17 protein-coding genes and 1 pseudogene are annotated in these 21,240 nt (G+C 73.3%); 6 read left to right on the top strand and 12 right to left on the bottom strand.

Annotated elements, in window-relative coordinates; all coding sequences use genetic code 11:
- Positions 1 to 18: 18 nt before the first annotated feature.
- The 3 genes from MTF69_RS31555 to MTF69_RS31545 are packed head-to-tail and all read left to right on the top strand — an operon-like array spanning position 19 to position 4,638.
- A complete protein-coding gene (locus tag MTF69_RS31555) occupies positions 19 to 1,191 on the top strand; it encodes an exonuclease SbcCD subunit D (protein ID WP_243339642.1) in 1,173 nt (390 codons plus the stop codon).
- Positions 1,188 to 4,199 carry an AAA family ATPase gene (locus MTF69_RS31550; protein ID WP_243339641.1) on the top strand — a complete coding sequence of 1,004 codons (3,012 nt, stop codon included), beginning with the start codon at positions 1,188 to 1,190 and terminating at the stop codon, positions 4,197 to 4,199. The genes MTF69_RS31555 and MTF69_RS31550 overlap by 4 nt, the downstream gene beginning before the upstream one ends.
- On the top strand, positions 4,186 to 4,638 hold the full coding sequence (locus tag MTF69_RS31545) for a rhodanese-like domain-containing protein (RefSeq protein ID WP_243339640.1): 453 nt from the start codon (positions 4,186 to 4,188) through the stop codon (positions 4,636 to 4,638). The genes MTF69_RS31550 and MTF69_RS31545 overlap by 14 nt, the downstream gene beginning before the upstream one ends.
- Before the next feature lie 155 nt (positions 4,639 to 4,793).
- Here the strand turns inward: MTF69_RS31545 and MTF69_RS31540 are convergent, their stop codons facing one another.
- The 5 genes and pseudogenes from MTF69_RS31540 to MTF69_RS31520 all read right to left on the bottom strand — a co-directional run bounded on the left by MTF69_RS31540 (position 4,794) and on the right by MTF69_RS31520 (position 10,945).
- On the bottom strand, positions 4,794 to 6,536 hold the full coding sequence (locus MTF69_RS31540; protein WP_243339639.1) for a DUF885 domain-containing protein: 1,743 nt from the start codon (positions 6,534 to 6,536) through the stop codon (positions 4,794 to 4,796).
- A gap of 48 nt (positions 6,537 to 6,584) precedes the next feature.
- A pseudogene (locus tag MTF69_RS31535) lies at positions 6,585 to 6,704 on the bottom strand (Lrp/AsnC family transcriptional regulator); the annotation flags it as partial.
- Between the two features lie 48 nt (positions 6,705 to 6,752).
- Positions 6,753 to 8,222, bottom strand: coding sequence for a GNAT family N-acetyltransferase (locus tag MTF69_RS31530; RefSeq protein WP_243339638.1), 1,470 nt, complete (start codon positions 8,220 to 8,222; stop codon positions 6,753 to 6,755).
- Between the two features lie 144 nt (positions 8,223 to 8,366).
- Positions 8,367 to 9,968, bottom strand: a complete 1,602-nt coding sequence (locus MTF69_RS31525) for an alkaline phosphatase (protein ID WP_243339637.1) — start codon at positions 9,966 to 9,968, stop codon at positions 8,367 to 8,369.
- A gap of 140 nt (positions 9,969 to 10,108) precedes the next feature.
- Positions 10,109 to 10,945: an alpha/beta fold hydrolase gene (locus MTF69_RS31520; protein ID WP_243339636.1), complete on the bottom strand. Its 837-nt coding sequence runs from the start codon at positions 10,943 to 10,945 to the stop codon at positions 10,109 to 10,111.
- Between the two features lie 390 nt (positions 10,946 to 11,335).
- Between MTF69_RS31520 and MTF69_RS31515 the strand changes: the two genes are divergently transcribed.
- Positions 11,336 to 12,100 carry a GntR family transcriptional regulator gene (locus MTF69_RS31515; protein ID WP_243339635.1) on the top strand — a complete coding sequence of 255 codons (765 nt, stop codon included), beginning with the start codon at positions 11,336 to 11,338 and terminating at the stop codon, positions 12,098 to 12,100.
- Positions 12,101 to 12,501: 401 nt separating this feature from the next.
- On the opposite strand, the gene MTF69_RS31510 is transcribed toward MTF69_RS31515, so the two are convergent.
- From MTF69_RS31510 to MTF69_RS31500, 3 genes are all read right to left on the bottom strand, one after another.
- Positions 12,502 to 13,659, bottom strand: a complete 1,158-nt coding sequence (locus tag MTF69_RS31510; RefSeq protein ID WP_243339634.1) for an ROK family transcriptional regulator — start codon at positions 13,657 to 13,659, stop codon at positions 12,502 to 12,504.
- A gap of 112 nt (positions 13,660 to 13,771) precedes the next feature.
- Positions 13,772 to 14,422 carry a response regulator transcription factor gene (locus MTF69_RS31505; RefSeq protein WP_243339633.1) on the bottom strand — a complete coding sequence of 217 codons (651 nt, stop codon included), beginning with the start codon at positions 14,420 to 14,422 and terminating at the stop codon, positions 13,772 to 13,774.
- A 4-nt stretch (positions 14,423 to 14,426) separates the two neighbouring features.
- Complete coding sequence (locus MTF69_RS31500) at positions 14,427 to 15,620, bottom strand: sensor histidine kinase (RefSeq protein ID WP_243339632.1); 1,194 nt, start codon at positions 15,618 to 15,620, stop codon at positions 14,427 to 14,429.
- A 108-nt stretch (positions 15,621 to 15,728) separates the two neighbouring features.
- Here MTF69_RS31500 and MTF69_RS31495 point away from each other — a divergent pair, with 108 nt between their 5' ends.
- Together MTF69_RS31495 and MTF69_RS31490 are read left to right on the top strand one after the other, a co-directional pair.
- Complete coding sequence (locus tag MTF69_RS31495; RefSeq protein WP_243339631.1) at positions 15,729 to 16,640, top strand: ABC transporter ATP-binding protein; 912 nt, start codon at positions 15,729 to 15,731, stop codon at positions 16,638 to 16,640.
- A 26-nt stretch (positions 16,641 to 16,666) separates the two neighbouring features.
- Positions 16,667 to 17,416, top strand: a complete 750-nt coding sequence (locus MTF69_RS31490) for an ABC transporter permease (RefSeq protein ID WP_243339630.1) — start codon at positions 16,667 to 16,669, stop codon at positions 17,414 to 17,416.
- A gap of 142 nt (positions 17,417 to 17,558) precedes the next feature.
- On the opposite strand, the gene MTF69_RS31485 is transcribed toward MTF69_RS31490, so the two are convergent.
- From MTF69_RS31485 to MTF69_RS31470, 4 genes are all read right to left on the bottom strand, one after another.
- Positions 17,559 to 18,209 carry an HAD family phosphatase gene (locus MTF69_RS31485; protein ID WP_243339739.1) on the bottom strand — a complete coding sequence of 217 codons (651 nt, stop codon included), beginning with the start codon at positions 18,207 to 18,209 and terminating at the stop codon, positions 17,559 to 17,561.
- A 46-nt stretch (positions 18,210 to 18,255) separates the two neighbouring features.
- Positions 18,256 to 18,816 (bottom strand): G/U mismatch-specific DNA glycosylase, encoded by a 561-nt coding sequence (mug, locus tag MTF69_RS31480; RefSeq protein ID WP_243339738.1) that lies wholly within the window; start codon positions 18,814 to 18,816, stop codon positions 18,256 to 18,258.
- On the bottom strand, positions 18,813 to 20,246 hold the full coding sequence (gene purB / locus MTF69_RS31475) for an adenylosuccinate lyase (RefSeq protein WP_243339629.1): 1,434 nt from the start codon (positions 20,244 to 20,246) through the stop codon (positions 18,813 to 18,815). Before purB ends, mug begins: the two co-directional genes overlap by 4 nt.
- 131 nt (positions 20,247 to 20,377) lie before the next feature.
- On the bottom strand, positions 20,378 to 21,169 hold the full coding sequence (locus MTF69_RS31470) for an SGNH/GDSL hydrolase family protein (protein ID WP_243339628.1): 792 nt from the start codon (positions 21,167 to 21,169) through the stop codon (positions 20,378 to 20,380).
- Between the last annotated feature and the right edge of the window lie 71 nt (positions 21,170 to 21,240).

Genomic DNA, 21,240 nt, shown 5'->3' with positions numbered 1-21,240 from the left:
GCAGGTCGGGGCGATTCTGTGAAGTTCCTGCACACCTCCGACTGGCACCTGGGGCGGAGCTTTCACCGGGTGAACCTGCTCGGTGCCCAGGCCGCCTTCATCGACCACCTCGTCGAGACCGTCCGCGAGCACGAGGTCGACGCCGTTCTCGTCGCCGGTGACGTGTACGACCGTGCCGTGCCCCCGCTGCCCGCGGTCGAGCTGTACGACCGGGTCCTGCACCGGCTCGCCGACCTCGGCGTGCCCACCGTGATGATCTCCGGGAACCACGACTCAGCCCGCCGCCTCGGTGTCGGGGCGGGGCTGATCGGGCGGGCCGGGATCCACCTCAGGACCGACCCCGCCGGGTGCGCCGACCCCGTGGTGCTGGCCGACGTACACGGTGACGTGGCGCTGTACGGGCTGCCGTACCTGGAGCCCGCACTCGTCAAGGACGAGTTCGGCGCCGGGAAGGTGAGTCACGAGGCCGTTCTGGGCGCGGCCATGGACCGGATCCGGGCGGACCTCGCCGGCCGGGCGCCCGGGACCCGCTCCATCGTCCTCGCCCACGCCTTCGTGACCGGCGGGCAGGCCAGCGACAGCGAGCGCGACATCACCGTCGGCGGGGTCGAGGCCGTGCCGGCCTCCGTCTTCGACGGGGTCGACTACGCCGCCCTCGGCCACCTCCACGGCTGTCAGAAGATCAACGAACGGGTCCGCTACTCCGGTTCCCCGCTGGCCTACTCCTTCTCCGAAGCCGATCACCGCAAGAGCATGTGGCTCGTGGACCTGGGTGGGGACGGGGAGATCGTGAGCGCCGAGCGCGTCGACACCCCCGTGCCGCGCGGACTCGCCCGGATCCGGGGACCGCTGGAGGAGCTGCTGTCCGAGGGCGCGTACGCCCGGTACGAGGACTCCTGGCTCGAGGCCACCCTCACCGACCCCGTCCGGCCCGAGGACCCCATGGCCCGGCTCGTCGCCCGCTTCCCGCACACCCTCAGCCTGGCCTTCGACCCCGAGGGCCGGAGCGAGGACGCCGGAGGGTCTTATGCCCAGCGGCTGAGGGGGCGTAGCGACCGGGAGATCGCCGAGGACTTCGTCGCCCACGTGCGCGGGGGCGGCGGTTTCTCCGACGAGGCCGAACGGGACGTCCTCCAGGGCGCCTTCGACGAGGTACGGGCCGAGGACAGCCGGCAGGAGACCCACCGATGAGGCTGCACCGGCTGCGCATCACCGCCTTCGGGCCCTTCGCCGAACCCCAGGAGATCGATTTCGACGCCCTCTCCGGCGCCGGGATCTTCCTGCTGCACGGTCCCACCGGCGCGGGCAAGACCTCCGTCCTGGACGCCGTCTGCTACGCCCTCTACGGGTCCGTCCCCGGCTCCCGCCAGGCCCCCGGCACCAGCCTGCGCAGCGACCACGCGGCCTCGGACACCCCGACCGAGATCACCCTCGAACTCACCGCGGGCGGGCGGCGCCTGGAGATCACCCGGCGCCCCGAGCAGGACCGGCCCAAGAAGCGCGGCACCGGGACGACGAAGGACAAGGCGCAGAGTTGGCTGCGTGAGTACGACGGGGAGAAGTGGGGCGCGTTGAGCCGGTCCCATCAGGAGATCGGTGAGGAGATCGAGCAGCTGCTCGGCATGAGCCGCGAGCAGTTCTGCCAGGTCGTGCTGTTGCCGCAGGGGGAGTTCGCGCGCTTCCTGCGGGCCGACGAGGTGGCGCGCGGCCGGCTGCTGGGCCGGCTCTTCGACACCCGCCGGTTCGCCGCCGTGGAAACCCTGCTCGGCGAGCGCCGCCGCGCCGCCGAGGCCAAGGTCCGCGCCGGTGACGAGCAGGTGCTGCACACCGCCCAGCGGCTCGCCCAGGCCGCCGGGGACGCCGCCGATCTGCGCGCCTGGCCGCTGCCCCGGCACCAGCCGGGCGACCCCGGGCTGGCCGGGGCGATCCGCGCCTGGGCCGCCGTCGCGCGCTGCTCCGCCCGGGAGCGGCTCACCGTCGCCGAGTACGCCCTCGCCGCCGTCGAGGGGCGCCACGCCGCCGCCCGGCGGGCCGCCGAGGAGGCGCGGGAGCTCGACCGGCTGCAACGCCGGCACGCGGAGACCACCCGCCGGGCGGCCCTGCTCGCCGAGGCCGGTCCGGAGCGGGAGCGGGTGCGCGCCCTGCTCGACCGGGCCCGGCGCGGAGCCCTGGTCGCCCCCGCCCTGGAGCTGCGCGGAGCCGCCGCCGGGGCCCACATGGCCGCCGCGCACGCGGAGTCGGTGGCCCGGGCGGAGCTGCCGCCGCAGCTCGCCGAGGCGGGGACCGAGCAGCTGGCCGCGGTCGAGCAGCGGCTGCGGGGCGATCTGGGAGCCCTCGGAGCCGCCCGCCGCGCCGAGCAGCGCAGCGCCGAGATCGGCCGCGAACGGGCCGACCTGGAACGGGAGTCCCGGGCAGCCGAGGAGCAGCAGCAGGAGACCGCCGAGTGGCTGGGCCGCTGGGAGGCCACCCGGACCGAGCTGGCCGGGCGCGCGGACGCCGCCCAGCAGGCCGCGACCCTGGCCGAGCAGCTCGCCGGCAAGCTGGAGCCCGCCAGGCTGCACCTGCACGCCGCCCGGCGGCGCGACGCCCTCGACGCCGACGCGGAGCAGGCCTCGGGCGAACTGCTCACCGCACGCGAGGAGTCGGCCGCCGCCCGGGAACGCTGGCTCGAGCTCAAGGAGACCCGGCTGCGCGGGATCGCCGCCGAACTCGCCGCCGCCCTGGTGGCGGGAGAGCCCTGCACCGTGTGCGGGGCAGCGGAGCACCCCGCTCCGGCCCGGCCCGCCCCCGGTCACGTCGACCGGGCCGCGGAGGAGGCGGCGCACGCCCGCTTCGAGGGGGCCGAGGAGCGCAGGGCCGGCGTCGAGCGCAGGCTCGCCGCCGTCCGGGAGGCCCGCGCCGAGGCCGCGGCCGCCGCGGGTGACGCCACCACCGCCGAGCTCCTGGAACTCACCTCCGGGCTGAGTTCCCGTCACGCCGAGGCGCACGCCGCGGCCGCCGGACTGCACACCGCCCGCGAGCGGCTGGCCCGCGCCGAGCGGGAGCACGCCGTGCGCAGCACCGAGCGGAGCGAAGCCGAGGCCCGGGCGGCGGCGCGGGCTTCGCGCCGCGAGGCCCTCGACCGGGAACAGGCCTCGCTGGAAGCGGAGCTGGCCCTCGTACGGGACGGCGCGCCCAGTGTCGCGGCCCGCGCCGGAGTCCTGGAGGACAGGGTCCGCATGGTCACGGCGGCGGCCGTCTCGCTGCGCCGGGCCGAAACGACCGCCGCCCGGCTGAAGGAGGCCGACGACCAGCTCGCCGACGCCGCCTTCAAGGCCGGCTTCGACACCACCGACGAGGCGGCCGACGCCGTGCTCCCCGAGTACGAACGCAGCGCGCTCCAACGCCGCACGGACGCCTGGCAGGCGGAGGAGGCCATGCTGGCCGACCGCCTCGGCGAGGCCGACACCGCCGCGGCGGCGGCCCTGCCCCCGGCCGCGCCGGAGGAGGCCGAGGCGCGTGCGGACCGGGCCGGGGCGAAGCTTCGTACGGCCGGGTCGGCCGTGGACGCGGCCCGGGTCCGGTGCAAGGACCTCGACGGGCTCTCCCTCCAGGCGGAGCGGGAGCTGCGCTCCCTGGGACCGCTGCGCGAGGCCTACGAACGGGTGGCCCGGCTCGCCGGACTCACCGCGGGCACCTCCGCGGACAACGAGCGCAAGATGCGGCTCGAGGCCTACGTGCTCGCGGCCCGGCTGGAGCAGGTCGCCGCCGCGGCCACGGTACGGCTGCTGCGCATGTCGGGCGGCCGCTACACCCTGCTGCACTCCGACGCCAGGGCGAGCGGGCGCGGGCGTTCCGGGCTCGGGCTGCACGTGGTCGACGCGTGGACCGGCAGCGAGCGGGACACCGCCACGCTGTCAGGCGGCGAGACCTTCTTCGCCTCGCTCGCGCTCGCGCTGGGCCTCGCCGACGTGGTCACCGACGAGGCGGGCGGCATGCGCCTCGACACCCTCTTCATCGACGAGGGCTTCGGCAGCCTGGACGACCAGGCGCTGGACGAGGTGCTCGACGTACTGGACTCGCTGCGCGAACGCGACCGCAGCGTCGGCATCGTGAGCCACGTCGCCGACCTGCGGACCCGGGTGCAGGCCCAGCTGGAGATCGTCAAGCAGCGCGGAGGCTCGGTGGTGCGGCACCGCACGGCGGGTGGAACAGGCTAAAACTCCTGGTCAACGGGGTGAAACCGTTCGGGTCCCCCCGGCCGCACCGGCCGCGGCCGCCGCCTACTTCGCGGCGAGCCTGGCCTTCCACACCGACGTCTCGGACGTCGCCGCCGCCTTCAAGGCCCACCGGGAGGAGGGCGCCGAGCTCGGCTTCCAGCTGGTCGACTCCCGCTCCACCCCGTCCTGGGACCAGGCCCACGTGCCCGGGGCCGAGAGCGTCCCCGTGGTCACCTACTGCTGGGGCCCCGCCTGCAACGGCGGCACCCGCTCGGCGCTCGCCCTGGCCCAGCTCGGCTTCCAGGTCAAGGAGATGCTCGGCGGCATCGAGTACTGGATCCGCGAGGGCTTCGAGGTCGAGACCTGGCAGGGCCGCGAGCAGCGCCCCGAGGCCGACCCGCTGACCGCCCCCACGGACTCCGACGACTGCGGCTGCTGACGGCGGCCGGTCCCGTGCACGGACGGACGGACGGAACGGGCGGACGGGCGGACGAGACAGACGGACGGGACAGACGGACGGGCCGGCTCCGCGAGGGGGGAGCCGGCCCGTCCGTCCGTCCGTCCGGCCGTCCGGACGTGGTGCGCGTCAGGTGATCAGAGCTTCGACAGCTCGTCCACCAGGTCGTCCAGGCCCAGCGAACCCTGGGACAGCGCCGCCATGTGCCAGGCCTTCAGGTCGAAGGAGTCGCCGTGCGCGGCACGCGCGTTGTCACGGCCCAGCAGCCAGGCACGCTCGCCCAGCTTGTAGCCGATCGCCTGGCCCGGCATCGACAGGTAGCGGGTCAGCTCGCTCTCGACGAAGTCGCCCGGCCGGCCGCTGTGCAGGCCGAAGAACTCCTGCGCCAGGTCCACCGTCCAGCGCTCGCCCGGGTGGAACGGCGAGTCCGCGGGGATCTCCAGACCCAAGTGCATGCCGATGTCCACGATGACCCGCGCGGCGCGCATCATCTGGCAGTCCAGGTATCCGAGCCGCTGCTCGGCGTCCTTGAGGTAGCCCAGCTCGTCCATGAGCCGCTCCGCGTACAGCGCCCAGCCCTCGGCGTTGGCGCTGACGAGACCGACACTGGCCTGGTAGCGGGAGAGCTGGTCCGCGACGTGCGTCCACTGCGCAAGCTGGAGGTGGTGGCCCGGAACGCCCTCGTGGTACCAGGTGGAGACCAGGTCGTAGACGGGGAACCGGGTCTGGCCCATCGTGGGCAGCCAGGTGCGCCCCGGACGGGAGAAGTCCTCCGAGGGGTTCGTGTAGTACGGGGCCGCGGCGCCGCCCGGAGGGGCGATGCGCGACTCCACGCGCTTGACCCGCTCGGCGAGTTCGAAGTGGGTGCCGTCGAGGTTCTCGATGGCCTCGTCCATCAGGCCCTGGAGCCAGGCCTGGACCTCGTCCACGCCCTCGATGTGGGTGCCGTGCTCGTCCAGGTGCTTCAGCACCTCCCAGGGACCGGCGTCCGGCAGGATCTTGGCGGCTTCGGTCTTCATCTCCGCCAGCAGCCGGTGGTACTCCGACCAGCCGTAGGCGTACGCCTCGTCCAGGTCCAGGTCGGTGCCGTTGAAGTAGCGCGACCAGCGGGCGTAGCGCTCGCGGCCCACCGGGTCGGGCTTGCCCTCGACCGCGGGGGCGTACACGTTCCGCATCCAGTCGCGCAGTTCCACGACGGCGGCGGTCGCGCCCGCGGCAGCCGCGTCGAGCTCGGTGCGCAGCGCCTGGGGGCCGGCGGCGGCGAACTCCGCGAAGTAGCCGTCCTTGCCCTCGCTCTCGGCGCCCTCGGCTTCGCCCTCGCCCTCGCCGTCGCCCTCGCCGGCCCAGGCGGTGAGCTGCTCGATGAAGGTGGCGGTGGGGCGCGGGCTCCCGAACAGGCCGCGCTCCAGGCCGAGCGCGAGGCACTCGCGGTAGCCCGCGTAGGCGGCGGGCACGGCGCGCAGCCGCTCGGCGATCGCGGCCCAGTCCTCGTCGGTTTCGGCCGGGGTCAGGGAGAAGATCTCGCGGACCGAGTGCGCGGGGGAGTGGATGTTGCTGACCGCGCGCAGGTCCTCGTCGGCCTCGTGGACGGCGAGTTCGGCGGTGAGCCGCTCGCGCAGCAGCCGGGCGCAGCGGCGCTCGACATCGCTGTCGGCGCCCGGCTGCCGCTCGGCGGCGTCGAGGCGCGCGAGGGTGGTGCGGATGAGTTCGGCGGCCGCCGCGCGGCCCGCGGGGGAGAGGTCCGGGAGCTTGCCGGAGCTCGCGGCGACACCGAGATAGGTGCCCGTGATCGGGTCGATGGCGATGAGGTCGTCGACGTAGGCATCGGCGACCTGGCGGGGCAGCCGTGCTGAGCTGTCACTGGTGATGATGTCTGACATGCGGCCATCTTCGTATGCGGGACGGGTCCGCGTCATCACCAAAGCTCCTCAGCCTGCTGACGTAGGGGCCGGCAGCGGCCCGCAATCCCAATCTTGGAAGATCAGCATGGTCTCCACCCGGGCGACTTCCCGGCGCGAGGTGAACTCGTCGAGGACTCGGGCTCGGAGTCGGGGCTGGGGCTGGGGCTGGGGCTGGCGTCGGAATCGGGGGCCGGCTCACGGCTGGCTGCGGGGCACGCCGCGGGGTTCGCCCGGGAGCTCGTACGGCAGCCGGGAGCTGACCGGGGTCGCGTCCAGCCGGGCCGTGATCACCAGGGTGCCTTCCTCGATCTGGTAGTCGAGGGGGAGGCCGAGACCGCGCATGGCGGCGACCATGCCGGTGTTCGAGGCCTGGGTGACGGCGTAGACGCTGTCGCATCCGGCCTCGACGGCCATCCCGATCAGGCGGCCCAGCAGTTCGGAGCCGATGCCGCGGCGCTGCCAGTCGTCCTCGATGAGCAGCGCCACCTCGGTCTCGTCGCCGTCCCAGAGCAGGTGGCCGAGGGCGACGAGCTTGCCGGAGGCGGTGGTCGCGGCGAGGGTGCGGCCGAAGCGCGGGCTCAGCAGGTGCCCGAGGTAGCGGTCGGCGTCGGCGACGGGGCCGTGGTAGCGCAGGCCGAGGGTGCGTTCCGAGCAGCGGTCGTGCATGGCACGGGCCGCGGGCAGGTCGGAGCCGTCGGCGCGGCGGACGGTGATCTCGTTGCCTTCGGGCAGGGTCAGTACGTCCCGGCTGCGGGGGACCCGCGGTCCGAGCCGGGCGTCCAGCTCGACGAGCGCGCGGGCGCGGGCGAACTCGGTCGGGGTGAAGGGCAGGTAGGGCCGCTCGATGGTGATCGCACCGCCGGACGGGTCGCGCAGCCGCATGACCGTGGCCTCCAGGACGCCTTCGACGGGCGCGTCGGCGCCGGCGTTGGGGCGCCCGGAGAGGGTGGTCGCCGGGATCGAGTGGATGGTGCACCGGCCGAGCAGCTGGCGCAGGGCGAGCGGCAGCTCGGCGGCGTCCAGCGCGGTGCGGGTGGCCAGCCCCAGGACGCGGGTCGGGGTGTCGACCAGGTCGTGCGCGTCGGCGCGCTCGATCCACGTGCTGTGGCCGCCGGCGCCGGCGATGGCCCGGGTGAGGTCGGCGGAGGGCAGCTGCTGCGGGGCGCGCAGCAGGAACTCGTCCACCGTGCCGCCCTCGGGGAGCGGGTGCGTCTGCAGGGTCAGGATGTCGACCCCGCTCCGGGCGAGTGCGATGCAGAGCGCGGCGAGGCTGCCGGGCTCGTCGCGCACGGTCGTCCGCATCCGCCACAGGGCGGAAGTCAGCGCGGTGTCCGAACCGGCCCCGGCCGTATCGGCCGTACCGGCCGTTCCGTCCGCGTTGGCGTCCGTCGCCGTGGCAGGTTCCGTGGGCGCGGTGTCCGTGGGCGGCGGCGCATGGCTGTGGCGGCGTGCCCACCAGGTGTGGAACGCCGCCGTGATCAGGAGTGCGACGGCCGAGGCCACGAGCAGGACCGGGCCCCGGGGACCGTGCACCACCAGGTTGGCGATGGCGTCGGCGACCGCGACGGCGCAGAAGAGAGCGGCGAGCTCGACGACGTCGCGGCGCCAGTGGTGGCGGTGGGGACGGTGGGGACGCTGGGCAGAGGCAGGAATACGCTCAGTCATGCAGACCACTGTGACGCAGGGGTGTTGCGTGATCACGAACGATCTGTGACCGACTGGTTAAGGATCCATCTGGCCGATTTCGCCCTGTTTTCCGGCCGATTTCAGATCCCGGCGTGTCGACGGGCCGCCCGCCGTGGCTTCCGCCTACTGCCCCACCCGTCCGGGCTGCAGGGTCCGGGTGAAGAGTACGCCGCCTCCCTGGCGCCGCAGTCGGACGGTGAGCTCGCCGCAGTCCCCGTCGATCTCGACCTCTCCGTAGTACGGGGGGTTCTCGGACGGGGACATGTTGGCGAAGGGCGCGGACTGGACGTACGCCATCTCCGGGCCGAAGGTGGCGTCCAGCCGGCCCGAGGGGAAACCGCCCGCGCCGATGGGGCCGGAGACGAACTCCCAGAAAGGTGCGAAGTCGGTGAAGGCTGCCCGTTCGGGCGCGTAGTGGTTCGCGGCCGTGTAGTGCACGTCGGCGGTGAGCCAGAGGGTGCCGGTGATGCGCTGGTGCTTGATGTGGCGCAGCAGCTCCGCGATCTGCAGTTCGCGTCCGAGCGGCGCGCCCGGGTCGCCCTGGGCGACGGCCTCGAAGTTCGCGGCCCCGTCGGCCACCACGATGCCCAGCGGCATGTCGGCGGCGATGACCTTCCAGGTGGCGCGGGAGCGCGACAGCTCGCGCTTGATCCAGGCCAGTTGCTCGGGGCCGAGGATGCCGATGGGGTCGTCGGTCTGGCGGCCGGGGGAGTTCGCGTCGCGGTAGGTGCGCATGTCGAGGACGAACACGTCGAGCAGCGGGCCGTAGCGCATGACCCGGTACATCCGGCCCTCGTCGCGGCCGCCGCGCAGGTCGGTGACCGGGAAGTACTCCCCGAAGGCCCGGCGGGCCCGGCCGGCGAGGGTGTCCACGTCCTTCACGGTGTAGCGGGGGTCGTCGAGGATCTGGCCGGGGTACCAGTTGTTGCGCACCTCGTGGTCGTCCCACTGGGCGAGGACCGGTACCTGGGCGTTGAAATCACGGAGGTTGCCGTCGAGCAGGTTGTAGCGGAAGTTGCCCCGGAACTCGGCGAGGGTCTCGGCGACCTTCGCCTTCTCCTCGGTGGTCACGTTGTGCCACAGGGTTCCGTCGCGCAGCGGTACGGAGGCCTGGATCGGCCCGTCGGCGTAGATGGTGTCCCCGCTGAAGAGGAAGAAGTCGGGGTTCCGCAGCCGCATTTCGTCGAAGACGCGGTAGCCGCCGAGCTCCGGGTTGATGCCCCAGCCCTGACCGGCGAGGTCCCCGGACCACAGGAAGCGCACGTCGCGGCGGCGGGAGGCGGGGGTGGTCCGGAAGGTGCCGTGGACCGGCTCGCCGGTGCGACGCGGATCGTCGGGGTCGGCGAGGAGCACCCGGTAGTGGATCTGCTGTCCGGGCGGGAGTTCGCGCAGGGTGGTGGTGCCCGTGAAGTCGGTGTCCGGGCCGAGCAGCGGGCCGCGGTGGTGGCGGACGGCGTAGCGGAACGACTCGCTCGGGGAGGTCTCGACGTACATCCACGCGGGGCGGTCGGACCGCGTCCAGACGGTGGCCGAGTGGGCGGTGATCTCGCCGGACTGGACACCCCAGAAGGCGTTCGGGCGGCCCGATCGGGCGAAGGCGGGCGCCGCCGCGTGGGCGGGAGTAGTCAGGGCGGCGCCCGTCAGGGCGCTGGACAGGGCGAGGCCCACGGGAACGGCGAGGGAACCGCCGAGAAGGGAGCGTCGGGTGTGCGGCAGAGGTGCCATCGGTGCGTCTCCAGAGGCCGGCGGGGACGGGCCGGACCAGTGTGCCGCCGTACACCGGCCGCACACCGGACCGCCCGCGTCGCGCACGCGAACCATGCGTGAACACTGATGCGGATGGCAGACGGCCCGTCAACGCCCCATCAGGCGAGCTTGGTTGTGTCCAGGATGACCCGGGCGACGAGGGCCGGGTCGTCGTTCATGGGGACGTGGCCGCAGCCGGGGAGCCGTACGAGGCGTGCGCCGGGGATGGTGTGCTTCGCGCGGACGCCCTGGCGGCGCAGGAGCAGCCGGTCGCGACTGCCCCAGGCGATGGTGACGGGCAGGCCCGGCAGATCCGCGGTGAACCGTACGGAGCCGCCCGCGGCGAGGGTCTGCTCGAAGCCTGAGGCCTCGCGCAGGGCGAGGGTCTCGGCGACCACGGATCCGGGCGAACGCCGGCCCGGGCGCGCGTAGATGCTGCCGGTGAGCGCGGCGCGTCCGGCGGCGCTGCGGGCGAGCCGTTCCACGGCGGAGCGGGGCAGCGCCCCGGCGCCGGCGCGCATCGCGCGCAGTGCGGTGAAGGCGTAGCGGCGTTCCCCCTCCGACCAGAACCCGGCGGGGGAGAGGGCGGTGACCGAGCGCGCCAGGCCGACGCGCCCCATCTCCAGGGCGAGCAGCCCGCCGAGGGAGTTGCCCGCGACGTGCGGCCGCTCAATGCCGAGCGCCGCGCAGAGCGCGCTCAGCGCCGAGGCCACGGTGCCCAGATCGTACGGAACCCCGTGCGGCAGCGGCTCCGAGACGCCGAAGCCGGGCAGGTCGACGGCGATCACGTCGTACTCGGCGGCCAGGACGTCGGTCACCGGGTGCCAGGCCTGGAGGTGGTGGCCGATGCCGTGGAGCAGCAGGAGCGGCTCGCCCGCGCCCTTGCGCTCGTAGGCGGCGGTGGTGGTGCGGGGGCCCAGGGGCGAATCGATCGTGAAGGAGACCGTGGCGGTCATGCTGCTCCTCGTCGGGGGTCGGGGTCGGGCGTCGGCGTCGGCGTCCGGAGTCGGGCGTCGGGTGGCTTCGGCGCTCGTGTGAGACGGCTTGTCAGTAGTGTCTCCCGGTTGGTTACCGCCTGGTAGCCCCTGGGGGCGAACTTTGGCCTTCGGGGTGCTTTCGGGGTGACTTCCGTGACGTCTTCCGCGTGCCTTCCGCGGTGCTCGCGAACATCCCGTGAACAGCTTGACGCATATGCCCGATCTGCCCGGCAAAGGGATGAGCATTGGTCTTGACCAAGGGGATGCGCCGTCCTATCGTCGCAGGCATAGTGCAGGAACCTTTAATAAACAAAGGCGCGGAACTCCCGCTGGAACACGGCGAGTGCGGCGATAGCAGGAGGAGTCAGGGTGGGGACCACGCAGCTCGAATCGGTGCCTGAGCCGAAGTACTTGCACCTCAAGACCGTCCTCAGTGAGGCGCTCGACCAGGACTTCGCCGTGGGCGAGATCCTGCCGAACGAGCGCGAGCTCGCCGCCCGCTTCGGCGTCGCCCGGGCGACCCTGCGCCAGGCCCTGGAGCAGCTCGAGCTCGAAGGCCGCCTCCAGCGCCGCCGCGGCGTCGGCACCACCGTCGCCCCGCCGCGCGTGGGCGTCGACGTCGGCAGTGCGTCGCAGCACAGCTGGCCCGGCGAGAGCATCGACGGGTGGGAGCCCGTGGACGCGGCGGAGGAGGCCGTGCTGACCCCCGCTCTCCTGAAGCTCCTCGGGAGCGCCCCCGGCGAGATGGTGCTCGCGGTGCGCCGGAGCCGCGTCGAGCAGGGCCAGGTCCTCGCCGCCGAGCTGCTGTACGTGCCGGCCTCCTCGGTGCCGGGCCTCTCCGCGATCGACGCCCCGGCCGGTCCGGCGCGCGCCCGCGCCGTCATGCGCGAACTGCAGAAGCTGGTCCTCGACGGCCAGGACCGCTCGGTGGAGCTCGGATCCGCCCGCGCCGAGGACGCGAAGGAACTGGACCGCTTGCCCGGCGCCCCGGTCCTGCTGGTCACCACCCGCTACTTCACGGTGGCGGGCACGGCGGCCGTCTCGGTGGCCACCTACCGGGCGGACACGTGCCGGCTGACCTTCGGCGACTCGGGCGACGTGCAGATCACGCACGACGCGCGGGTCGCGTCCTGACCACTTGCTGACCGGGGCCTGACCGGGGCCGCCTCGAAGTGGTGGCCCCACGGGCCGGCCGTTCACGCCTCGATGCGGCGCCCCCTGGGGCAGGCCCCAGGGGCAGGCCCCGGGGGTAGGCCCGGACCACCCTCAGCCCGTCCGGCGTTTGAGGACCGGGTCCGGGCAGAGCCCGGGGAACGGGCGAAGGGCGGGCAGGGGACCTCGCATCGCAACGCCGCACCTCGCCCGGACCGACGTCCGGGGCGGCGGGTGGACCGGCCAGCACCGCCCGGTCAGGATCCCTGACCGGGACCGGGACCGGGACCAGGATGGCGGCGGGCGCGCCGAGCTCTGAGCGGCGGCGTGTACGCCCATCCACAACCCCCGGCGGGGCAGGCATCCGTACCGCCCCGGAAGGATCAGCGGCGGCGGGCGGTGACCGTCTTCTCCACCGCGAACAGCTCTTCCTCCACGTGGTCCAGCGCCAGCCGCAGCGCTCCCGTGGCCACCGCCGCCTCGCCCAGCAGGGACAGCGCCACGCGCGGCGGGCGCAGGCAGTACCGCTCCAGTTCCCGGCGCAGGGGATCCAGCACCCCGTCGAGCCCGGCCGCCCAGCCGCCGACCACGACCAGCTCCGGATCCATCGCCAGGACCAGCGCGGCCACGTCGTGGACCAGCCGCTGGATGAACCGCTCCACCGCTGCCACCGACCCCACGTCCCCGCGCTTGGCCATCGCGAAGACCTCCGCCACCGCCCGCTCGTCCAGCGGGTGCAGCGGTTCGCCGGTGGTCGAAAGCAGCTTCTCGGGTGTGACCTCGCGCCCCAGCAGGTGCAGTGCGCCGATCTCCCCGGCCGCCCCGCCGAACCCGCGGTGCAGCCGGCCTCCGATCAGGGAGCCCGCTCCGGGGCTGAGCCCGGCCATCACGAAGACCATGTCGTCGGTGTCGGTCGCGGCGCCCTTCCAGTGCTCGGCGACCGCCGCCGCGTTGGCGTCGTTCTCCACCTGTACCGGGCAGCGGAACGAGCGCCGGAGCCGTTCCCCGAGCGGCAGGCCGGTCCAGCCGGGCAGGGCCGTGCCGAGGCGGACGGTGCCGTCGGCTTCCACGATCCCGGGGCTGCCCACGCCGACCGCCCGCAGGGAGTCCCGCGGTACCCCGGCACGGCGCAGCAGGTCGGCCACCGCACCGCGGACCCGCTCGAGCCGTTCGTCGGCGGAGGCCGTCTCGGCGACCTCCTTGGTGCCGGCGCCGATCACCCGGCCGTCCAGCCCGGACAGCAGCACCGCGATCCGGTGCGCGCCGATCTCCACGCCGAGCAGGTGCCCCGCCTCCGCGCGGAAGCGGAACCGTCTGGCCGGGCGCCCCTGGCGCCGCGCACCCTCCTCGGCGCCCGCCTCGACGACCAGACCCGTCCCGATGAGCCCTTCGACGACTCCCTCTACGGTGGGCCGCGAGAGTCCGGTGACCCGGGTGAGGTCAGTGAGCGTCGGCGCTTCGGCCGCGCGCAGGGCCCGCAGCACCACGGCGGAGTTGATCCGCCGCAGCAGAGAGGGGTCCCCGCCGGTCAGCTGCCCCAACGTGTGTCCTCCCAGCTAGCGAGCTTGTCAGCCGGATCGTACTGCGCACCGGGCGCGGCGGCGAGAAGCAGCCCCCCATCGGCCGGAATCCGATGTTCCCCTCGTGGGCCGGTCACGCGGGAGCGACGAACCCGGACTCGTACGCGGTGATCACGGCCTGGGTCCGGTCCCGCGCCCCCAGCTTCGCCAGAATCGCGCTGACGTGGGACTTCACCGTCTCCGTGCCGACGATCAGCTCGCGGGCGATCTCGATGTTGGTCAGCCCCTTCGCCATCAGGCGGAGGACGGCCTCCTCGCGCTCGGTCAGAGCCGCCCGCTCCAGTACCGTCCGCGCAGAGCGGTTCCCGTACTCGGCGGCCAGTGAGCGGACCGCCGCGGGGAAGAGCAGCGTCTCGCCCTCCGCCACCAGGCGGACCGCGTGCACGATCTCCGACGGGCGGGCCCGCTTCAGCAGGAACCCGTCGGCGCCGGCCCGCAGCGCCTGGTAGACGTACTCGTCGTTCTCGAAGGTGGTGACCACGAGGATCTTCGGCGGCGAGTCCACGCTCCGCAGGACCGCCCGGGTCGCCTCGATCCCGTCGAGCAGCGGCATCCGCACGTCCATCGCCACCACATCGGGGCGCAGTTGCCGCACCAGCGGAACCACCGCGGCGCCGTCGGCGGCCTCGCCGATCACCTCGATGTCGGGCTGGGCGTCCAGGACGGCGCGCAGACCCGCGCGCACCAGGGGTTCGTCGTCGACGAGCAGTACGGTAACCGGCATCCGGTCAGCGTATGCGCTCCAGCGGCAGCCGCGTACGCACCCTCCAACCCCCCTTGTGCAGCCCGGTCTCGGTCTCCCCGCCGAGCAGCGCGGCCCGCTCCCGCATCCCGCGCAGTCCGGTGCCGCCGCCGGTCATGACGGAGGGCCGGTCCGGCAGCGGATTGGTCACCTCCAGGTCCAGCCGGTCCGCGACCATGCCGATCCGCACCCGTACCGGTACGGGACCGCAGTGCCGCAGCACATTGGTGAGCGCCTCCTGCAGGATCCGGTACCCCTCCTGGCTCACCGCGTCGGGCAACTGGTCGAGCGGTCCGATCAGTTGCGCGTCGACGGTGGCTCCGGAGGCGCGCGCCGACTCGAGCAGCCGGTCGGCCTCCGCCAGGGTCGGCCGGGGGGAGGGCCGCTGACCCGACTCCCGCAGGACGCGCAGCACCCGGTCCAGGTCCTCCAGCGCGGCCCGGCCCGTTTCCTCGATCGCGCTCAGCGCGCGGTCCGTGAACTCCGGGTCGCCCGCCGCCCGGGCGGCCCCCGCCTGGACGACGGCCACGGTCAGCGCATGCCCGATGGAGTCGTGCAGCTCCCGCGCGATGCGGGTGCGCTCCAACAGCTGCTCGGTCCGCACCTCCAGCGCGGTGAGCCGTTCCGCGGCCGAAGGCCCCAGCAGCCGGCGGGCGATGGCCGTGATCACGTCGCCCAGCAGGACCACGACGATGATCAGGAGGACCGGTGGCAGCGGAGCCAGCAGCCACGCCGCCCAGACGGGGAAGCCGGCGGGTATCACATTCTCGGAGGTGGCCCGGCTGCCGAGTCCGGCCGTGACCAGTTGGACCGTCAGCATCGGCAGCCACACCGTGGCCAGCATCGCGGCCAAGGAGAAGACGAGCCGTATCTCCAGCCACAGCAAGGTACGCCAGCGGTCGCTCCACGTCTGGGAGCCGACGGTGCTGAAGCTGTTCTCCTCGGACTCCCGCGTGCCCCGGGCATTGCGCTCGGAGGGAGTGAGGAGGAACTGAGCCTGGAGTCCTTCGGCCACCCGCATCCAGGGCAGCAGTCCCAGCGGTATCACGAGGACGAGCGGCACCCACGGAGCCTCGGGCCCTATGAACATCCAGACGGCCAACATCAGGACGGGCACGCACAGATGCACCCAGCGCGAGTAGGTCACTGGGCGCAGCGCGGCGCGGAACAGTCGGTGCATCCCCTCATCGTCGCAGTTCGGGGCGGTGCGGCTCCTCCCCCACGTGGGGGAGGAGGAACCCTCGCATGGGGGAGGAAGAGCGGTGGGGCCGGCGGCGAACCTTGAGACATGAACAGCATCGAGATCCGAGAACTGACCAAGGAATTCGGCCGGACCCGGGCCGTGGACCACCTCACCTTCGATGTCATGCCCGGCCGCGTCACCGGATTCCTCGGACCCAACGGGGCCGGGAAGTCGACCACGATGAGGCTGCTGCTGGGCCTGGACCGGATCACCTCCGGTACGGCCACCATCGGCGGCCGGCGGTTCACCGAATTGCCCGATCCCCTCCACCGGGTGGGGGCCCTGCTGGACGCCCAGTCGGCGCACGGCGGCCGCACGGCCCGGGACCACCTGCGCTTCCTCGCCGCCGCCAACCGCATCCCGATGAGCCGGGTGGAGGCGGTCCTGGAGCAGTCCGGGATAGCCTCGGCCGCCAAGCGGCGGATCAAGACCTTCTCCCTGGGCATGCGCCAGCGCCTGGGCATAGCGGCCGCACTGCTCGGCGACCCCGAAGTGCTGCTCCTGGACGAGCCCACCAACGGCCTCGACCCCGAGGGCATCATCTGGATCCGCGAGCTCATGCGCGGCCTGGCAGCCGAGGGGCGCACGGTCCTCGTCTCCAGCCACCTGATGACCGAGACCGCCGCCCTCGCCGACCACCTGATCGTGCTCGGGCAGGGCAGGCTGCTGGCCGACACCTGCATAGAGGAGTTCATCGACGCCCGCAGCACCCCGAGGGTGCGGCTGCGCACCACGGACCCCATGCGGCTCCGGGCCACGCTGGCCCGGGACGACTTCGAACTGGTCAGCGCCGAGGGCGGGCGGTGGACCGTGGACGGCATGCAGGCCGAGCAGCTCGGCGTCATCGCCGCTCGAGAAGGCATCCCGATGCTGGAACTGATCGACGAGCGGGCCTCCCTGGAGCAGGCCTACCTCGATCTCACGGCGGACAGCGCCCAGTTCGCCGCCACCCTCTGACCCGTCCCTTCCAAGGAGGCCTCCCCATGAGCACCGCTCTGCCCACCGTCCCCGTCCTGCACTCGGAATGGATCAAGATACGGTCCCTGCGCGGCACCTTCGGGGCGCTGATAGCCGTCTTCGCCGCCACGGTGGGCATCCAGGTACTGACGGCCTCCCTGATCGGCACGGCAGAGGAGGGCAGCATGGGAGAGGACCCTCTCCTCGCAGCCTTCTACGGCCTCAACTTCGGCCAGATCGCCGCCTTCGCCTTCGGTGCGACCGCGCTTTCCTCGGAGTTCCACAACGGCGCCTTGCGGACGTCGCTGACCGCGGTGCCGAACCGTACGCGGCTCTACCTGTCGAAGATGGCCATGGTGGGAGGGCTGGCCTTCCTGGTCGGGCAGCTCACCGCAGTGGCCACGTTCGTCGGCGGGCAGGCGTTCATGGGCCCGTACACCCTGGAACTGGGCAGCCCGGGTACCTACCGTGCGATCTTCGGCTGCGGTGTGTACCTCGCCCTGATGGCCCTGTTGTCGGCCGGACTGACGGCGGTACTGCGCAGTGCCTCGGCCGTCCTGAGCCTGCTCATACCCTTCGTGCTGATCCTGTCGTTCGTTCTCGGCCAGGCGTCCGACGGCGTCGCCGGGTACCTGCCGGACCGTGCCGGCCAGATGATGATGCGGCTGGACACCTCGGTGGGCCTCGCCCCCTGGGCCGGTCTCGGGGTGCTTGCCCTGTGGACGCTCGTCGCGGTGACCGGCGGATGGCTGTCGGTGCGGCGGCGGGACGCCTGACTCCGGACCGGCTGCCCGGCCTCCGGGAAGCGGGTGGTCCGGGCAGCGCGGACCGACTCGACCGACCGGCTCCCGGGCGGATGGGCTCCCCGCCGAGCCGGTCCGTTCGGGCGGCCACGGAGCACCCGGCCGCTCGGCGGGGTCAGTGGCCGGCGAGGAGGCCGGGCAGTTGGCGCATGTCGTCGAAGACGACGGTGCCGGGGCCTTCGAGCTGCTCGGCGGGGGTCAGCCCGCCGGCGTAGCCGAAGGCCCGCATCCCGGCGGCGCGGGCCGCCTGGACGCCGGGCCGGCTGTCCTCGACGACCGCGCAAGCGGCGGGATCGACGCCCATCCGCCGGGCGGCGTACAGGAACAGGTCCGGGGCCGGCTTGCCACGGGAGACCTCGGTGGCGCTGTGGATGCGCCCCGCGAACCGCTCGTAGAGGCCGGTGCGGCCGAGGGTGTGCCGCATCTTCTCGTGCGAGCCGCTGGAAGCGACACACGTCGGCAGGGCGATCGCGTCGAGCGCCTCCGGCAGCCCCTCGACGGGGGACAGGCCGCGGTCCACCGCCTCCCGGTGACGTTCCTCGAACAGGTCCCACCAGAGGGCGGCCGTCCGCGGACCGAGCCGTTCGGCGATCTGTTCGCGGATGGAGACGGAGGAGCGCCCGATGAACCGCTCGACGACCTCGGCCTCGGTGAGGAGCCAGCCGAGCTCCGCTCCCAGGGCCACCTGTACGCGGGCGGCTATCCGCTCGCTGTCGACGAGAACCCCGTCGCAGTCGAATATCACGAGCTCTACCGGCTTGATGATCATCCCCGGAGAGTAGACGTCCCACCGGACCCGGGGCGAGGGTGTTCTACGGTCCGGCGTCGGCCGGCCCCGGGCCCTCGGCGGCCGCGCGCAGGCGGGCGTACTCCTGGGCCATGGACCCGGCGGTCCAGCGGGCGTTGAGTCCGCTGGGGTTGGGGAGGGCCCAGATGCGGGTGGCACCGATGGTGCGCTCCTGGGGGCCGATCAGGGCCTTTCGCTCGCCGAAGGCGGTGCGGTAGGCGGTGACTCCGACCACGGCCAGCCACTGGGGGCGCAGGAGTTCGACCTTGGCCGTCAGGATGCGACCGCCCTCGCGGAACTCCTCGGCGCTCAGCTCGTCGGCGCGGGCCGTGGCGCGGGCCACGACGTTCGTGATGCCGAGGCGGTAGGTCGGCAACTCGTCCTGCTCGTCGGGGGACAGGAGCCGTGGGGTGAAGCCCGACAGGTGGAGGACCGGCCAGAAGCGGTTGCCGGGGCGGGCGAAGTGGTGGCCCGTCGCGGCGGAGAGGAGGCCCGGGTTGATGCCGCAGAAGAGGACACGAAGACCGCCCGCGACCACGTCCGGGAGGACGCGGTCGCGGGCGGCGTTCAGCTCTTCGGGGGTCAGAGGATCGACCCGGGGGTGTAGCCCGCGGCCTCGGGGTGCTCCTTGGTGATCTCCTCGATGCGCGAGACCACCACGGCGACCTGGTCGCCCGCAGCGCCGGTGAAGGACAGCTTGTCGGCCATCAGGGCGTCCAGCTGGGCCCGGTCCAGCGGCATGCGGTCGTCGGCGGCCAGCTTGTCCAGCAGCTCGTTGCGCTCGGCACCCTGCTCGCGCATGGCGAGGGCGGAGGCCACCGCGTGCTCCTTGATGACCTCGTGGGCGGACTCGCGGCCCACTCCGGCCCGCACGGCGCCCATCAGGACCTTGGTGGTGGCGAGGAAGGGGAGGTAGCGGTCCAGCTCGCGGGCCACCACGGCGGGGAAGGCGCCGAACTCGTCGAGGACCGTCAGGAAGGTCTCCATCAGGCCGTCGAGGGCGAAGAACGCGTCGGGCAGCGCGACCCGGCGGACCACGGAGCAGGAGACGTCGCCCTCGTTCCACTGGTCGCCGGCCAGCTCGCCGGTCATCGACGCGTAACCGCGCAGGATGACCATCAGGCCGTTCACGCGCTCGCAGGAGCGGGTGTTCATCTTGTGCGGCATCGCGGAGGAGCCGACCTGGCCGGGCTTGAAGCCCTCGGTCACCAGCTCGTGGCCGGCCATCAGGCGGATCGTCTTGGCGATGGAGGAGGGTGCCGCGGCCAGCTGGACCAGGGCCGTGACCACGTCGTAGTCGAGCGAGCGCGGGTAGACCTGGCCGACCGAGGTGAAGGCCTGGCCGAAGCCGAGGTGGGCCGCGATCCGCTGCTCCAGGTCGGCCAGCTTCGCGGCGTCGCCGCCCAGCAGGTCGAGCATGTCCTGCGAAGTGCCGACGGGACCCTTGATGCCGCGCAGCGGGTAGCGGGTCAGCAGGTCGTCCAGGCGGCCGTACGCGACCAGCAGCTCGTCGGCGGCGGTGGCGAAGCGCTTGCCCAGGGTGGTCGCCTGAGCGGCGACGTTGTGGGAGCGGCCGGCCATGACCAGCTCGGCGTGCTCGCCGGCCAGCTTGCCGAGGCGGGCGAGGACGGCGACCGTGCGGTCCCGGGCCAGTTCCAGCGAGAGCCGGATCTGGAGCTGCTCGACGTTCTCGGTGAGGTCGCGGGAGGTCATGCCCTTGTGGACGTGCTCGTGGCCGGCGAGGGCGTTGAACTCCTCGATGCGGGCCTTCACGTCGTGCCGGGTGATCTTCTCGCGCTCGGCGATGGAGGCGAGGTCGACGGTCTCCAGGACGCGCTCGTAGTCGGCGAGGGCCTCGTCGGGGACCTCGATGCCGAGATCCTTCTGGGCGCGGAGCACGGCGAGCCACAGCCGCCGCTCCAGCGTCACCTTGTACTCGGGGGACCACAGGACGGCGAGCTCCGCGGAGGCGTAGCGGCCGGCCAGGACATTGGGGATGCGGGGCTTGGCAGTCACGTGGATGGATTCTACTTGGGCCTCGGCTGTGCGTTTACGCAGGTAGGGGACCCGGCCGGGATTGTGCCTTGCTACGAGAGCGGGAGAGGGCGGACGAGGGGAGGGCGCGGGGAGGGCGCGGGCCCCGCGGGCTACACGAGCCGGTCGACCGGCGGAGCCTCGTACGGCAGCAGTTCCGGGCGCTTTGCGGGCCGGCCGTCGCCGCTGGAGCGGCCCGTCAGACGGCGGCCGACCCAGGGGAGCAGGTGCTGCCGGGCGAAGCTGAGGTCCTGCGAGCGGCGCGGGGCCCAGCCCGGAGGCGCGGTGGGCGGCAGTTCAGCGCTCCAGTCCGCCTCGGGCGGCAGGCCCAGGGTCTGCCAGACCGCCTCCGCGACCCTGCGGTGGCCTTCGGCCGTCAGGTGCAGCCGGTCCACGTCCCACATCCGCGGATCGCCGAGCGCGCAGGACCCGTACAGGTCGACCACGAGGGCGCCGTGCCGTGCGGCGAGCTCCTCGATGATGACGAAGAGCTCCTCCATGCGCGGACGGAAACGCTCCATCACGGGGCCGTTGCGGCCCGGCGAGCGCATCAGGACCAGCGTCCCGCAGGAGGGCGCCAGCAAGCCGACGGCCTCCTCCAGGTGCCCGCGCACCCGGCCCATGTCCACCTTGGGGCGCAGGGCGTCGTTCAGCCCGCCGACCAGGGTCACCACATCGGCGCCCATCGCGGCCGCCGCCGGCGCCTGCTCCCCGGCGATCTGCCCGATCAGCTTGCCGCGGACCGCGAGGTTCGCGTAGCGGAAGCCCGGCTCGCGGGCGGCGAGGCGCTCGGCGAGCAGGTCGGCCCAGCCCCGGTAGGAGCCGTCGGGGAGCAGGTCCGACATGCCCTCGGTGAAGGAGTCGCCGACCGCGACGAAACTGGTGTAACGCGCATTCATCTCCATGGCGGGAGCGATGCTACCGCGCGGTACGCCTGCCCCGCAGGCAGGGCCCGGGCCGGGGCCCGGGCCGGGGC

The organism is Streptomyces sp. AP-93 (assembly GCF_022808175.1).
In the GTDB taxonomy this organism is placed as follows: Bacteria; Actinomycetota; Actinomycetes; order Streptomycetales; family Streptomycetaceae; genus Streptomyces.
The sequence above is the reverse complement of the archived record's forward strand: the minus strand, read 5'-3'. Positions and strand labels throughout refer to the sequence as shown.